12 protein-coding genes are annotated in these 13,034 nt (G+C 61.5%); 3 read left to right on the top strand and 9 right to left on the bottom strand.

Annotated features, from left to right (window positions below; all coding sequences use genetic code 11):
* Positions 1 to 39 precede the first annotated feature (39 nt).
* Positions 40 to 1,158: a mechanosensitive ion channel family protein gene (locus tag QHC67_RS09170; RefSeq protein WP_319293561.1), complete on the top strand. Its 1,119-nt coding sequence runs from the start codon at positions 40 to 42 to the stop codon at positions 1,156 to 1,158.
* Between the two features lie 90 nt (positions 1,159 to 1,248).
* Positions 1,249 to 1,875, top strand: coding sequence for a hypothetical protein (locus tag QHC67_RS09165; protein WP_319293559.1), 627 nt, complete (start codon positions 1,249 to 1,251; stop codon positions 1,873 to 1,875).
* A gap of 434 nt (positions 1,876 to 2,309) precedes the next feature.
* Here QHC67_RS09165 and QHC67_RS09160 read toward each other — a convergent pair whose 3' ends face one another.
* The 5 genes from QHC67_RS09160 to rpsD form a co-directional block, all read right to left on the bottom strand.
* Positions 2,310 to 2,615 carry a PilZ domain-containing protein gene (locus tag QHC67_RS09160; RefSeq protein ID WP_319293557.1) on the bottom strand — a complete coding sequence of 102 codons (306 nt, stop codon included), beginning with the start codon at positions 2,613 to 2,615 and terminating at the stop codon, positions 2,310 to 2,312.
* Positions 2,616 to 2,770: 155 nt separating this feature from the next.
* Positions 2,771 to 5,875 carry a TonB-dependent receptor domain-containing protein gene (locus tag QHC67_RS09155; RefSeq protein ID WP_319293555.1) on the bottom strand — a complete coding sequence of 1,035 codons (3,105 nt, stop codon included), beginning with the start codon at positions 5,873 to 5,875 and terminating at the stop codon, positions 2,771 to 2,773.
* Positions 5,876 to 6,064: 189 nt separating this feature from the next.
* Entirely contained in the window at positions 6,065 to 7,375 is a 1,311-nt protein-coding gene (locus tag QHC67_RS09150) for an ATP-binding protein (protein ID WP_319293553.1), read from the bottom strand.
* The gene (locus tag QHC67_RS09145; RefSeq protein ID WP_319293551.1) at positions 7,372 to 8,082 is read right to left on the bottom strand and encodes a response regulator transcription factor; all 711 of its coding nucleotides are present in this window, start codon (positions 8,080 to 8,082) and stop codon (positions 7,372 to 7,374) included. The genes QHC67_RS09150 and QHC67_RS09145 overlap by 4 nt, the downstream gene beginning before the upstream one ends.
* Positions 8,083 to 8,290: 208 nt before the next feature.
* Positions 8,291 to 8,905, bottom strand: coding sequence for a 30S ribosomal protein S4 (gene rpsD / locus QHC67_RS09140; protein ID WP_104953445.1), 615 nt, complete (start codon positions 8,903 to 8,905; stop codon positions 8,291 to 8,293).
* Positions 8,906 to 9,115: 210 nt separating this feature from the next.
* Between rpsD and QHC67_RS09135 the strand changes: the two genes are divergently transcribed.
* On the top strand, positions 9,116 to 9,424 hold the full coding sequence (locus QHC67_RS09135) for a chorismate mutase (protein WP_319293548.1): 309 nt from the start codon (positions 9,116 to 9,118) through the stop codon (positions 9,422 to 9,424).
* On the opposite strand, the gene QHC67_RS09130 is transcribed toward QHC67_RS09135, so the two are convergent.
* The 4 genes from QHC67_RS09130 to rpiB all read right to left on the bottom strand — a co-directional run bounded on the left by QHC67_RS09130 (position 9,421) and on the right by rpiB (position 12,871).
* A complete protein-coding gene (locus QHC67_RS09130) occupies positions 9,421 to 10,488 on the bottom strand; it encodes a TrmJ/YjtD family RNA methyltransferase (RefSeq protein WP_319293546.1) in 1,068 nt (355 codons plus the stop codon). The genes QHC67_RS09135 and QHC67_RS09130 overlap by 4 nt on opposite strands.
* A gap of 112 nt (positions 10,489 to 10,600) precedes the next feature.
* On the bottom strand, positions 10,601 to 11,062 hold the full coding sequence (gene nrdR, locus QHC67_RS09125) for a transcriptional regulator NrdR (RefSeq protein ID WP_319293544.1): 462 nt from the start codon (positions 11,060 to 11,062) through the stop codon (positions 10,601 to 10,603).
* Positions 11,063 to 11,065: 3 nt separating this feature from the next.
* The gene (gene glyA, locus QHC67_RS09120; protein ID WP_319293543.1) at positions 11,066 to 12,406 is read right to left on the bottom strand and encodes a serine hydroxymethyltransferase; all 1,341 of its coding nucleotides are present in this window, start codon (positions 12,404 to 12,406) and stop codon (positions 11,066 to 11,068) included.
* 12 nt (positions 12,407 to 12,418) lie between these two features.
* Positions 12,419 to 12,871 carry a ribose 5-phosphate isomerase B gene (rpiB, locus tag QHC67_RS09115; RefSeq protein ID WP_319293541.1) on the bottom strand — a complete coding sequence of 151 codons (453 nt, stop codon included), beginning with the start codon at positions 12,869 to 12,871 and terminating at the stop codon, positions 12,419 to 12,421.
* Positions 12,872 to 13,034: the final 163 nt, after the last annotated feature.

Here is a 13,034-nt window from a genome sequence, read left to right as displayed (position 1 = left end):
AAGGCGAAACAATTAGCGCGCGGCTGACGTTGGCCGCGCATGACGATCAACCTCTACGAACTCACCTACGCCGGGATCTCGCTCGGCCTTCTATTGTCCGTCGCTTTGGGCGTTGTCATAGCGCTGGCGATCCACTGGATGGGATTTGCCATTGCGTCGCGAGTAGCAGCGCGGTCTTCCGGGAATAGCGACGACATCCTCGTGGCGGCATCGCGCGCGCCTGCGCGTTGGCTGCTCGTCCTGCTGGCAGTGGGAGCCGCGCTACAGCCTTTCCGGCCGCTGCCGCAGCTTGCTGACACGATATGGTCCATCGGCTCGAAAATGATCTTCGCTGCCCTGCTAGGTTGGTTGGCGCTGAACCTTCTTCGCGCAGGGCGGGAAATCGTTGAGGCACACAGCGACATCACCGTAGAGGACAATCTCAAGGCGCGGCGGCGGCATACGCGCGTTCGCATCCTGTATCGCATTGCCCAGATCGTCATCGGCTTCGTGGCGATTTCGCTGATGCTGATCGCGATCCCGGGCGTGCGGACCATCGGCGTAACTTTGATGGCTTCGGCTGGCCTCGTCGGCCTTGCTGTCGGTGCTGCCGCGCAGCCTGCGCTGAAGAACCTGATCGCGGGAATCCAGATGGCTTTCAGCGAGCCTATCCGGCTGGACGACGTAGTCATCGTCGAAGGCGAATGGGGCAGGGTGGAAGACATTAAGCTGACCTACGTGGTCGTGAGGATATGGGATGACCGGCGGCTGGTGGTTCCCGTATCGTGGTTCCTGGAGAAACCTTTCCAGAACTGGACGCTGCAGACCAGCGACTTGCTCGGCACGGTGTTTTTCTATGTCGATCCTGAAGCGGATGTGCAGCGTATCAGGGACAAATTCATTGCCGCGACGGAGGCCAGTCCGCGCTGGGACAAGCGCGTGGCGATCCTGCAGGTCACGGAACAACGATCTGACGCCTTGGAACTGCGTGGCCTGCTAAGCGCACGAAACGCTGGCGTCGCCTTCGATCTTCGATGCGAAGTGCGCGAAGCGGTGATGGCATTCCTCCGCACCGAAATGCCGGAAGCTCTGCCACGCGGTCGGCAGAGGCTTGAGCATGAGGGAGACACGCCACCCAGGCAGGGCGCTGCGCCTGTAATAGCCCGGCAGCAACAATGAACAACAAGGTTCTCTAGGAGCTGCGATCGTTACGGAACCTCCACGGTATCTGGCCGTTTTGACCGAGCCATAAAGGTAGGAGAGAAGATAATGCGTAAGCTTGGTTTCATGATGCGCGGCATGATTGTCGCTTCATCCCTCATGCTCGCCGCAGGTCCCGCCTATGCGGGCGACGAGGAGCGGGCGCTTGCCGCCATTGCCGAGGCTCAGGGCAAGATTGATGCCGCCAATCGCTTGAAAAGCGGCAGTGTATCTCCCGAGGTTCTTGCCCGTGCGCAGGCATCTCTCCGCCTTGCGCAGGAGGAACTGAAGAGCGGCCATGAACAAAAGGCGATCCAGGCTGCTGTAGAAGCGCAGCAATTTGCCGACACGGCAATCGGCCGCAGTCAACAGCGTACCGAAGCAGCTGTCGAGGCCCAGGCCACGACCGCAGCAATAGCACAGCAGGACGCCGCCGCCGCAAACGCCCGCGCGGACGCCGCGGAGCGCACCGCCGCAGCGGCCACCGCTGAGGCGCAAGCGGCACGCAGCGCGCCGCCCGTGGTAGTCGCTCCGGCTACAACGACCGTCACTACTGAAACGGTCAAGACTGCAACGCCCGCAGCGACACGCGCCGTCAGTCGTCCCAAGCGCAAGGTTGTCCGCCGCACCACTACCGCACCGTCTCGTGCCGCTGTTACTGAGAAAACCACTACTACTGTAACTAGCCAGCAATAGGTAAAGACCCCGGATCACGAGCTAGTAAACTGCTCTGATCCGGGGCGATCTGCGTCGCCGAGTGCGATCGACTTGAGTAGGACCGTATCTTTACACAACGGCCTGGCCGCGTTACATTCAACCATCAATCACGTGTGGGTGGATGCCTGATCGATTGGGACCGCCCGTGATAAGCGTATCGGGGGATGGCGGCATGAGCGGTAAATCTCATCAGTTTTCTGGGCCTTCGCTTGCCTATGTAAAGGCACATCTTGACCTGGCAATCAAACGGGCTCGCGCGGAACGTAAACGCTCCAGCTTCACGAGAATGATGCTGGGTCTGACGCGACGGCAACTTCGCCTAAAAGGCCCGGATTTCTATGATAATAGTTCGGCGTCTTGATGCCCATGCTGGCTTTGAAGTTGCCTGAAGCGCTATCGCGCTCCGTCTCGTTTTACGCAGCGCGATAGGCTGCCAGGCTGATTGCCTTAATAAATCGGACACCTGCACGAGCATCTTTCAAGCGGACGACCGTTCCGATGATCGCCCCTGCGCCCGGTAATGTGGCGGATACGACATCTCCGACGCTGATCTGCCCCAGATGATCGATCAGCATTCCTGTGGATGACACATTGCGTATGCGGCTTCTGAACGCGTTTGTCGTCGGCCCCGATATTTCCACGACATGGTGTGAAACGACGCGTTCCGCACGGGCCACGTAGGTACGGGTCTGTTCCTTTGTAGCGGCGGACTGCGACACGATCGCTCCTCGTGGCTTGCGGGAGATAATGCACGAAATATAACGGCATGATGTTACCATGTCGTTAAGGGAATGTAGTCTTGCGATCCGCTTTTTGCGATCGGCGCGGGATATGGAGAGCCGTCCGGTCATTGCCGACGCGGCTCTCCCCATCCCTAGAAGTTGAAGCGGGCGCCCGCGCGGAAGGATCGGCCGAAGATGCCGGTGCCGCCCTGAACGGGATTGTAGTTGTTGGCGCCATAAGTGACCGGATCGATTGGCGGCAGGTCATCAAACACGTTGAGGACGTTCACGTAGAAGGTGAAGTTGTCGCTCGCCTTCCAACTCGTCGTCAGGTCCACGGTGATGTAGGCGGGTACGTCGCACTTCACGAATTGCGCCGACAGCAGGCCGCAATCTCCCGGTTCGGTGCCCTGATCCGCCGCGGACAAATTATAGCCGCCGAAATATTCTGCGGTGGCGCTAAGCGTCCAGGGTCCCCATTCCAGGGTGTTCTGCCAGCTTCCGTGCCATTCCGGCGTGCCCGAGCCAGCCGTCAGGTTGAAGTTGCCCGCTGTGCCTTCGTAGGACTCCGTCGTGCCATCCGGGAAAGACGTGCTGAGGTTGATGATGTAGCTGGCCTCCGCCGAGGACGTGAACCGGAGGTTGGGACCCAGATCGAAGCGCGCCGTCGCCGCGAAGTCCAACCCCTCCGAGCGAATGGTGTTCGCGTTGATGAGCTGAGACTGCACGAACGCGACGCGGGGCTGCGCGCCTGGAAAATCGGGAGCGGCGGAGTCAGGGATGACGTTATAGCCTTCCGGAACTGCCTGCCCGGCGTAATATGCAAGAAGTGCCGGGCGGTTGCTGGGCGTAGTGATCGCTCCGGTCTTCTTGATGTTAAAGTAATCGACGCTCAGGGACACATTGCGGATGGGCTCGACGACGACACCGGCGGTGTAGCTGGTCGATCGCTCCGGATCGAGGTTGGGACTGGCGAGCGTCGTCTGCCCATAGCTCGCGCTGCTGATGTAAGCCGGGCAGCTGTTGAACGTCGCGACCGAACAGCCATACTGTGCGAGATACGTATCGTTGTAGAGCGACTGCGCCGCCGTCACGAAGCCCGTGGTCGGGATGGCGTTGGCTTCGGCGAAGCTCGGGATGCGGAAACCGCGGGACCAGGTGCCACGGATTGCGATTTGCCGGATCGGCGTGAATTTCGCTCCTACCTTGGGCGAAAAGGCATGCTGGCCACTGGAGTAATCGTCATAGCGGCCGGACGCGTTGATCTCCAACTGATCCAGAACGGGGGCGCTGAGTTCGCCATAGGCCGACCGAACGGTACGATGGCCACTTGTGCCGAACGCGTTCAGTATGAAATATCGCTGGGTCGGGCCATTGAAGTCCGGGTTGGCGCTTGGCGCGTCGATCGCTTCATAGCGGATCGAAAGGCCGCCGCCGACTTGCAGAGGGCCACCCGGCAAGTCGAACAATTTCCCGCTGATGGTCGCTTGGGCCGAATAGAGTTCCGAATTGGAGTCCGTGACATTGTCCGGCGAAAGATAGTCGAGGACGTCCTGCGAGTTGGCCAGCGGGTTGACGAAATTGTAGCGGCCATCGGCAACGGCGTTCAACAGGTTCTGGATATAGACATAGCCATTGGACGTGCGCCGCAGGTCGGTACGCATGGCGACTCCTTCGACCGAGAAGTTCCAGTCGTCCCACAATGTTCCGGTAACGCCCGCGGCGGCGCGATAGGTGCGGCTGCGCGTTTCGTTATATTCCCGAAGATTGGGGATGCGGCCAAGGATGCGGGCTACCTGACCTTGCGCCGCGAACGGATTGTTGGGGTTCAGGCGTGCATTGGGGTTTGCGGCCGTGCAGTTCGGGTCGGGGAGGTTATTGATAAGCGGGCAGACGAAGACGGGCAGGGCCAGCACCAGCGATCCGGGTGCATTGGCGCCGCCCGCTGGAGCAGCCGTGCTGAACCGCGGGAAGTCGATGCCGGTAGGGCCATTGCGCCGGATGCTCGCAGGAAGCCCCGTGTAGCTGACATTGCTCTGCAGGAAGTTGCCCTGGAAGAAGGCCTCGATATTGTCGTTGATGCGGCCAGTGGCGCGGAAGGATGCGCCCCAGCGTTCGATAGCGGGGGAGATGATGCCATATTGTGTGACGAGGTCTCCTTGGCAGACTGTGCCGGGCGCACGCGGGTCGTCGGCGAATTCGGCGGCCGTTAGGGTGTAGGGGTTCTCCCCGGCGATACAGCCCGCGGCGGGATTGAGGAACTGATAGCGTCCGGTTTCCGCAGAATTGTCCGGTCCCGCCGGCGCCACGAAGAAGGTCGTGGCGAACAGGCTCGCGTCGGTCTGTGTCGAGAAACCGGAATAGCCGCCCGTCGAGGGATTGATCGATCCGCCATTCGGCCCGATGGACGGTCCACAGATGCCGTCACGGCAAATCCCCGACTGGTTCTGGGAGTTATAGGGATAGGGCCGCTCGCGATTGGCGAGGCCATCCTGCTTGAAATAGAAACCGCTGACATAGGCGTTGAAGCCCTGGTCATCCAGATCTCCCCAGCCTGCCGTCAGGCTCAGGCGCATATTGCCCGCGTCGCCGCGTTCGCTGATGCCCGCTTCCGCACGACCCGAAATGCCAGTGATCTCTTTCTTGGTGATCACATTGACCACGCCCGCGATCGCATCTGCGCCATATGTCGAGGATGCGCCGTCGCGCAGCACTTCGATGCGCTCGACAATGTCGTCGGGAATCGTGTTCAGGTCGACAAAGTTGCGGGTCGCATCGTCGGCCAATGGGTAATAAGCGGCGCGAAGGCCGTCGAACAGCACCAGAGTCGAGCTGGTGCTCAGGCCGCGCAGCGATACCGCCGATGCGCCAGCCGCAAAGGCGCCGTTAGCCGAGAACGAGTTGGTCAGCGCAGGCCCATTGTTGGACGCCAGCCGCTGAATCGCCTCCTGCGTCGAGTTGACGCCGCGCTGGTCGAGTGACTCGGCCGTGAGCACGGTGATCGGAGACGGCGTGGCGCTGGTGGTCGTCCGGAATATCGAGCCGGTCACGACGATCACGTCATTTTCGGTCTCTTGGGCGGAGTTCGCTGCGGGAGCGGGGGGCTGCTCACCGGCAGGTGTCTGAGACGTGGATTGCTGTGCCGTCGTGCTCTGGGCGAAGGCGGGTGCAGCGAAGCCGGCGCCTAGTATCGCGAGCACGGAAAATGCACAGCCTGCGTGGAGCACTGTGCGGGTAATGGTGATGGTATCGGTCACGTCATGTCCCTTCAACTCGTTGAAGGACGGCCCGTCCCTGGAGCGAGCCGCCGCCTGTAGAGTGATGGAACACCGATTGGCTGAACTGAGCCGCTACTTAGATTAACAACCTGAATTTATTGGTAAATATGTTACATGAATGCCACATCCGGAATATCGATTAGTGGTTTTCACGGGCTAAGGGCGGCTTCACATCGCGACGGCAAGGAGGAAGATGGTGACGCGCAACCCTCCTTCGGGCAGGTTTTCGAGCTTCAGCGTACCGCCCTCCGCCCGCACGGCGTCGCTGACGATGGAAAGGCCAAGGCCCATGCCGCGGGTGTTGCGCGTCCTTGCTCCGTCGAGGCGGACAAAGGGGTGAACGACTTCTGCCAACTGATCTTCCGGGATTCCCGGTCCCTCGTCCTCGACAAGGATCACTACGTCCTGCTCATCCCGCCGCAGGGTCAGGCGAACCGTGCCGCCATAATGCAGGGCATTGTCGATCAGGTTATTGAGCGCGCGCCGGATCGCGACCGGGCGTACCTTTACCTCAAGGTTGTTCGGGCCGTAGTAGACTGCGCTTTTCCCGGCGTCGCGGGCTGCCTCGACCAGAGTGGAGGCCATAACTGCCAAGTCCACTCTCTCCGCGGATACTACGCTGCTCTGGCCACTCAGGTAAACCTGCATGGATTGCAGAAGGCCAGTCATCTCCTCGATATCCTGCGTCATGGCTTTTTCCGTCTCGGGGTCCATGTCGACGCTTCCGAGCCTGAATTGCAGACGCGAGAGCGGCGTCCGCAGGTCATGGCCCACGGCCGCAAGTGCCTGAGTACGGCTGTTGATCAGCCTGTGGATACGTTCCTGCATCGCGTTGAAGGCATGGATGAGGTTGCGGATCTCTGCCGGGCCTTTTTCGGGGATTGGCTTGCCGTCGTCCGTGCCGACCTGCATCGTGGCCCGTATCAGCGTCCGTAGAGGGCGGAGCGTGGCGCCAATCATGATCGAACCGATCAAGACCAGCGCCAGGGTGGGCGCAAGCAGCGTCAATATCCGGCCGAATGTGAGCGACCATATGCCATGCGCCTGAAAGGTCTTGAACGAGAGGATCGAGCGGTCGCTCAGTTCCATCGTCCCCGCAATGCCTCCACCATGTGCAAGCGGCAGCAGGTGCAATCGCAGGTTGGCGGCGATCAATTCAGGTTCAAGGTCGAGGATCTGCCTGCCCAGCCTGTCAAGGCCATAGCGGGAGACGAGGGGCTCGTCGCGTGACCACCTGATCCGGAACCGTTTGGTGCTCAGTTCCGCGGCTGTCACCGGGCGCTCCGCCGCGTCCGTTCGATCCATCACGCGCCGCGCAACGACCAGATGTTCAGCCATTCGGCGGGCGTCGTCCTCTTCAAGCGAGAATTGGCTCGCGCGCTGGTACTGAACGGTCGTGGCAACGAATTCCGTCGCCATCACGATGAGCAGGATGATCAGAATCCGCCCAAGCAGACCGATCGAGCGCGTTCTTCTCAAGCGCGGGACACTTCTGTGTTGAACATGTATCCCGAGCCGCGGACAGTCAGGATGGGATTCTTCCCGTCTTCGGTGGACAGTTTGCGTCGGAGTCGGCTGACCAGCACGTCGATGCTCCTGTCCGAGCTGTCGCCTAGCCGCGTGCGGGACAGCTCCATCAGGCGCTCACGCCCGATCACGCGCTGCGGCTGGCTGATGAACGTTCCCAGCAAATCGAATTCAGCGCCTGTCAGATCGACGATGGTGCCCGAAGGCGAACGCAGTTCCCGACGCGAGAACAGCACCGTCCAGCCGTTGAAATGCGCTTCGTTCCGCCGTTGCTGCTCGTCCTCGCCCGAGGCTGGACCGCGGCGGAGAACGGCACGGATGCGGGCGATCAGCTCCCGTGTGCTGAACGGCTTGGGCAGATAATCGTCGGCGCCAAGCTCCAGGCCCAGGACCCGGTCCTCTTCGCTGCCCCTGGCACTGATGAAGATGATCGGAACGTCGCTCTCGCGCCGGATCTGCCTGCACAGATCGATGCCGTTCGTGCCCGGCAGCATGATGTCCAGCAGCACCAGGTCGGCGTCTCCATTTTCCAGCGCGATCCACATTTCCGCAGGATTGGCCGCGGACCGCACCACATAGCCATGCGTCTGAAGAAAGCGGCTGGTAAGCGTACGGAGCGCAGGGTCATCCTCGACAATGATGATCGTCTTAGCGGTCATTGAGGTCCGATACTGATTAATGGCGGTGGCTGGTTGCTGGTCCGGGAGTAAAATCGCCATCATGCCTTCGATATGCAAGACGTAACGGATAAATAGCAGGTTCAGCAGGGGTGGGGCGTTTCAATCGTCGACTTTGCGGAGGCACTCCAACGCAAAAGGGCGGCTCCCGGAGGAACCGCCCTTTGTCGTTCTCGAATACGCCAAACGATCAGCGCGAATAGAATTCGACGACCAGGTTCGGTTCCATCTTCACCGGATACGGCACTTCGTCCAGCGTCGGAACGCGCGTATAGGTGATCTTCGCGCTGCCATCAGGTGCGATGTAATCGGGGATGTCGCGCTCGGCGAGGCTCTGCGCTTCCATGACCAGGGCCATTTCCTGCGCCTTCTTGCCCAGCGTCACTTCGTCGCCCGGCTTCACCAGACGCGACGCGATGTTGCACTTCACGCCGTTCACATAGATGTGGCCGTGGTTCACGATCTGACGTGCGGACCAGATGGTCGGTGCGAACTTGGCGCGGTACACTACTGCGTCAAGGCGGCGCTCCAGCAGGCCGATCATGTTCTGGCCGGTGTCGCCCTTCATGCGAGCGGCTTCTGTGTAGTTCTTCTTGAACTGCTTTTCGGTCACATCGCCATAATAGCCCTTCAGCTTCTGCTTGGCGCGCAGCTGAATGCCGTAGTCGGAGACCTTGCCCTTGCGGCGCTGACCGTGCTGGCCGGGGCCATATTCACGCTTGTTGACCGGGGACTTGGGACGACCCCAGATGTTTTCGCCCATCCGGCGGTCGAGCTTGTGCTTGGCGCTATGGCGCTTAGACATATGTAATCCTTAACAATTGCTACAACGTTGGCCACCTGAAAGGCAGCCTCGATCCCGGTACTCGCGGCGACCATGACAAGATGTATGTCAGGCATGGCGCGGCCACCGCTTCACCGGGATGCGGGGCCAATTGCGAAGGCGGGCCTATGACTGGATGGGAGGATTATGTCAACCCTCGACAGCGGCATCGGCGCTGCTTAGGGACGGGCCATGACGACACCGCTTCTCCCAGCCGACTGCCAGACCATGACCGACGTTCGTGCCGGCGTGGACGCGCTCGACCGTCGTATCGTAGCGCTTTTCGCCGAGCGCTTCGCCTATATGCGCGCCGCCGCGCGGATCAAGCCTGAGCGCGGACATGTCAGGGACGACGACCGCAAGGCTCAGGTCATCGCTAACGCCGCTGCCGAGGCGGACAGGCTGGCGATCCCCGCAAATGCCGTCGCTGCGATATGGGAGACTTTGGTGGAAGCCTCGATCACCTACGAAATGGCGGAATTTGACCGTTTGAAAGACTAGGGCATGCCGCGCGGGCGCGATTTGGCGAGCGCGGACAGAACGCCACGCAAGGTCCGCACTTCCTGACTGTTCCAGCCGGGCTTGGTCAGCACCGTCCGTAATGTGCGTTTGGTTGCGGGAGTCCGGTCAGGCGGGAAGAAATAACCCGACGCCTCCAGCATTCCCTCCAGTTGCCCGATCATCCCGTCCAGTTCCTCCTGCGGCGCGGGTTCGCCAAGATCGTTGAGCGTCGGCGACACGAGAGTTGCCTGCTTCGACCATTCATAGGCGCACAGGATCACAGCCTGCGCCAGATTGAGCGATCCGAACTCCGGGTTGATCGGCACCGTCAGAATCTTGCGGGCCACCGCAACATCATCGGTTTCCAGGCCGGACCGTTCGGGACCGAACACGAGCGCGCTCCGCCCCGACGCGCTGTGAATTTCACGTGCCGCTTCCTCGGGTGTGACGACCGGCTTGGTCACGCCGCGCTTTCGCACCGTGGTCGCATAGACATGCGGGCAATCCGCGACGGCTTCGGCCAGCGTCTCGAAAAGCTGCGCTCTCTCGAGCACGATGTCGGCTCCTGCGGCTGCTGGTCCGGCATCGGGATTCGGCCAGCCGTCGCGTGGAGAAACCAGCCGCAATTCGGTAAGCCCGAAGTTCAGCATCGCCCGCGCGGCCTTGCCGATGTTCTCGCCGAGTTGCGGGCGGACGAGGACGATTATGGGGTGGGTGGATGCAGACTTCTCCTCCACTTCCCCGTTCGTCCTGAGTAGGGGCTGAGCCTGTCGAAGCTCCGTATCGAAGGACTTGCGCGCCAGCATCGCAATGCTTTCCCAGTCGCCTCGTGCAAGCGCTTCCTTTTTCTTGCGCGTCCACCCTTTGATTTGTTGTTCCGCAGTCATAGCTTCGTCGCGCGATCCGAAATCCTGTGACCAGAACAACGAAACAGGCAGGCGTGTTGCAGTGTAACCCGGAATCTCGCCTGATTTATGCTGTGCAATCCTGGCTTCCAGCGCATCGGTGTGACCGACATAGTAACTGCCGTCGCCACAGCGCAATATGTAGGCGTAGAAACTCACCTTGCGTCCAATCCGCCCAATCTAAATTCGGGGCCAAGCTCAGGCCCTTCGATATGCCACTTCGACAAGCTCAGCGGCTACTCAGGACGAACGGGGGCAGAGAGAGGCGCTCTCACTCACCCCCAACCTCTTTCACCGTACTCGCAAAATCCTCGAAATCCCGCGCTTCGCCGAAGTCCTTGTACACGCTTGCGAACCGAATGTACGCCACGCTGTCGAGGCCCTTCAGTCCCTCCATCACCATCTCGCCGATGGTCTTCGCCTGCACTTCGCTGTCGCCGCTGGTTTCCAACTGCCGCTGGATGCCGGAGACGAGCTTCTCCATCTTCCCCGGATCGATCGGCCGCTTGCGGCAGGCGATGCCGATGGAGCGCGCCAGCTTGTCACGCTCGAAGGGTTCGCGGCGTCCCTCGCTTTTCAACACCCAGACGTCGCGCAACTGGATGCGCTCGAACGTGGTGAAGCGCGCGCCGCACGCCTCGCACTGGCGCCGCCGACGGATCGCGCCATTGTCTTCTGTCGGGCGGCTGTCTTTTACCTGGCTGTCTTCATGGCTGCAGAAGGGACAACGCAAGTCCTAGCCCTCGTAGATCGGGAAGCGCGCGCACAATGCCGAGACTCGCTTGCGCACATCGGCTTCCACCGAGGCGTCACCCGCTTCTCCGTGGTCGCGCAACGCAGCAAGCACATCCGCGATCATGTCGCCTATAGCCTCGAACTCCGCCACGCCGAAGCCGCGCGTGGTGCCCGCGGGCGAGCCTACGCGAATGCCGCTGGTCTTGGTGGGGGGCAGGGGGTCGCCCGGCACGCCGTTCTTGTTGCAAGTGATGTGACTGCGCTCCAGCGCTTCGTCCGCATCCTTGCCGCTGATGCCATAAGGACGCAGGTCGATCAGCGCGAGGTGCGTGTCGGTGCCGCCAGATATGACATCCAGCCCGCGAGACTTCAGCCGAGCGGCCAGCGCCTGCGCGTTAGTCACGACCGCTGCGGAATATGCCTTGAACTCCGGCGTCAGCGCTTCGCCGAACGCCACGGCCTTGGCTGCGATCACATGCATCAGCGGCCCACCCTGAAGGCCGGGGAACACTGCCGAGTTGATCTTCTTCGCGATGGCCTCGTCATCGGTCATGATCATGCCGCCGCGCGGGCCGCGCAACGTCTTGTGCGTGGTCGTCGTCACCACATGCGCATGGCCGAACGGGGTCGGATGCACGCCGCCCGCCACCAGCCCGGCAAAGTGCGCCATGTCCACCATGAACAGCGCGCCCACCTTGTCCGCGATCGCCCGGAAGCGCGCAAAATCGATGTGGCGGGGATAAGCCGAGCCGCCCGCGATGATCAGCGTCGGCTTGCACTCGACGGCCATCGCCTCGACTGCATCATAGTCGATCCTATGCGTGGTTTCGTCGACGCCATATTGCACGGCGTTGTACCACTTGCCCGACAGAGCGGGCTTCGCGCCATGCGTCAGATGGCCGCCCGCGTCGAGCGACAGGCCCATGATCGTGTCGCCCGGCTTTGTCAGCGCCAGCATCACCGCGCCGTTAGCCTGCGCGCCCGAATGGGGCTGCACATTGACGAAGCCGCAGTTGAAAAGCTGCTTCGCGCGGTCGATGGCGAGCTGTTCGACGGCGTCGGATGGCGCGCAGCCCTGATAGTAGCGCTTGCCGGGATAGCCCTCGGCATATTTGTTCGTGAACACCGAACCCTGTGCTTCCAGCACCGCACGAGACACGATGTTTTCCGAAGCGATGAGTTCGATCTGCCCCTGTTCGCGCTTCAGTTCGTCGGCGATGGCCGCAGCAATGGCAGGGTCGGTCTCCGCGACGGTGCGCGTGAAGAAGCCTTCGGCGCGGATCGCATCGACATCGTCGATCGAGGCGTCAGGTGCGGAAGCGAGGGTGGCAGTGCTGCTCATGTGGAAATCCTTTCAGAGCGCCAGAGATTCGAGAGAACGCGAAGACAGCTTGGCGACGCGATCGGCATGACGCCCGCCGCCGAAATCCGTGGAGAGGAACGCCGCGAGGCACGCCTTGGCCATGTCCGGCCCGATGATCCGCGCGCCCATGGCAAGGACGTTGGCGTCATTATGCTCGCGCGCCAGCGCAGCCGACAACGGCTCGGAAACAAGTGCCGCGCGGCACGCCGGGTTGCGATTGACCGCAATGGAAATGCCGATGCCCGAACCGCATAGAGCCACGCCGCGTTCCGCCTTGCCACTCGCCACCGCCTCGGCCAGCTTGTAACCAAAGTCGGGATAATCCACGCGGTCCGCCGTCATCGGCCCCAGATCATCGACGTCATGCCCGCTCTCGCGCAGCCAGTCGGCGAGCGCGGCTTTCAGCTCCACGGCGGCATGATCGGATGCAATGGCGATGCGCATGAGGGCGGTCCTGCGGTCAGCGGTGATTCGGATGCCGCCTATCTAGTGCCGATGTGCGCATTTGGCCATGTTAGGATTTAGCGACCGCACGGTTGATCGATGCCGCTCAGCGGAACGACTCTGCGGGTGCGGGGATTATAGCTTTCAGCCTCTGCTGAAAGGT

Source organism: Sphingobium sp. (genome assembly GCF_033795625.1).
Lineage (GTDB): Bacteria > Pseudomonadota > Alphaproteobacteria > Sphingomonadales > Sphingomonadaceae > Sphingobium.
Note: the sequence above shows the minus strand (reverse complement) of the source record. Positions and strands in the feature narration are given on the sequence as shown.

Bases quoted from the DNA above. Each gene is read 5' to 3' on its own strand.
- glyA (WP_319293543.1), bottom strand. From the start codon at position 12,406: ATGAGCAGCACTGCCACCCTCGCTTCCGCACCTGACGCCTCGATCGAC.
- QHC67_RS09145 (WP_319293551.1), bottom strand. From the start codon at position 8,082: ATGACCGCTAAGACGATCATCATTGTCGAGGATGACCCTGCGCTCCGT.
- rpsD (WP_104953445.1), bottom strand. From the start codon at position 8,905: ATGTCTAAGCGCCATAGCGCCAAGCACAAGCTCGACCGCCGGATGGGC.
- QHC67_RS09170 (WP_319293561.1), top strand. From the start codon at position 40: ATGACGATCAACCTCTACGAACTCACCTACGCCGGGATCTCGCTCGGC.
- QHC67_RS09165 (WP_319293559.1), top strand. From the start codon at position 1,249: ATGCGTAAGCTTGGTTTCATGATGCGCGGCATGATTGTCGCTTCATCC.
- rpiB (WP_319293541.1), bottom strand. From the start codon at position 12,871: ATGCGCATCGCCATTGCATCCGATCATGCCGCCGTGGAGCTGAAAGCC.
- QHC67_RS09135 (WP_319293548.1), top strand. From the start codon at position 9,116: ATGACGACACCGCTTCTCCCAGCCGACTGCCAGACCATGACCGACGTT.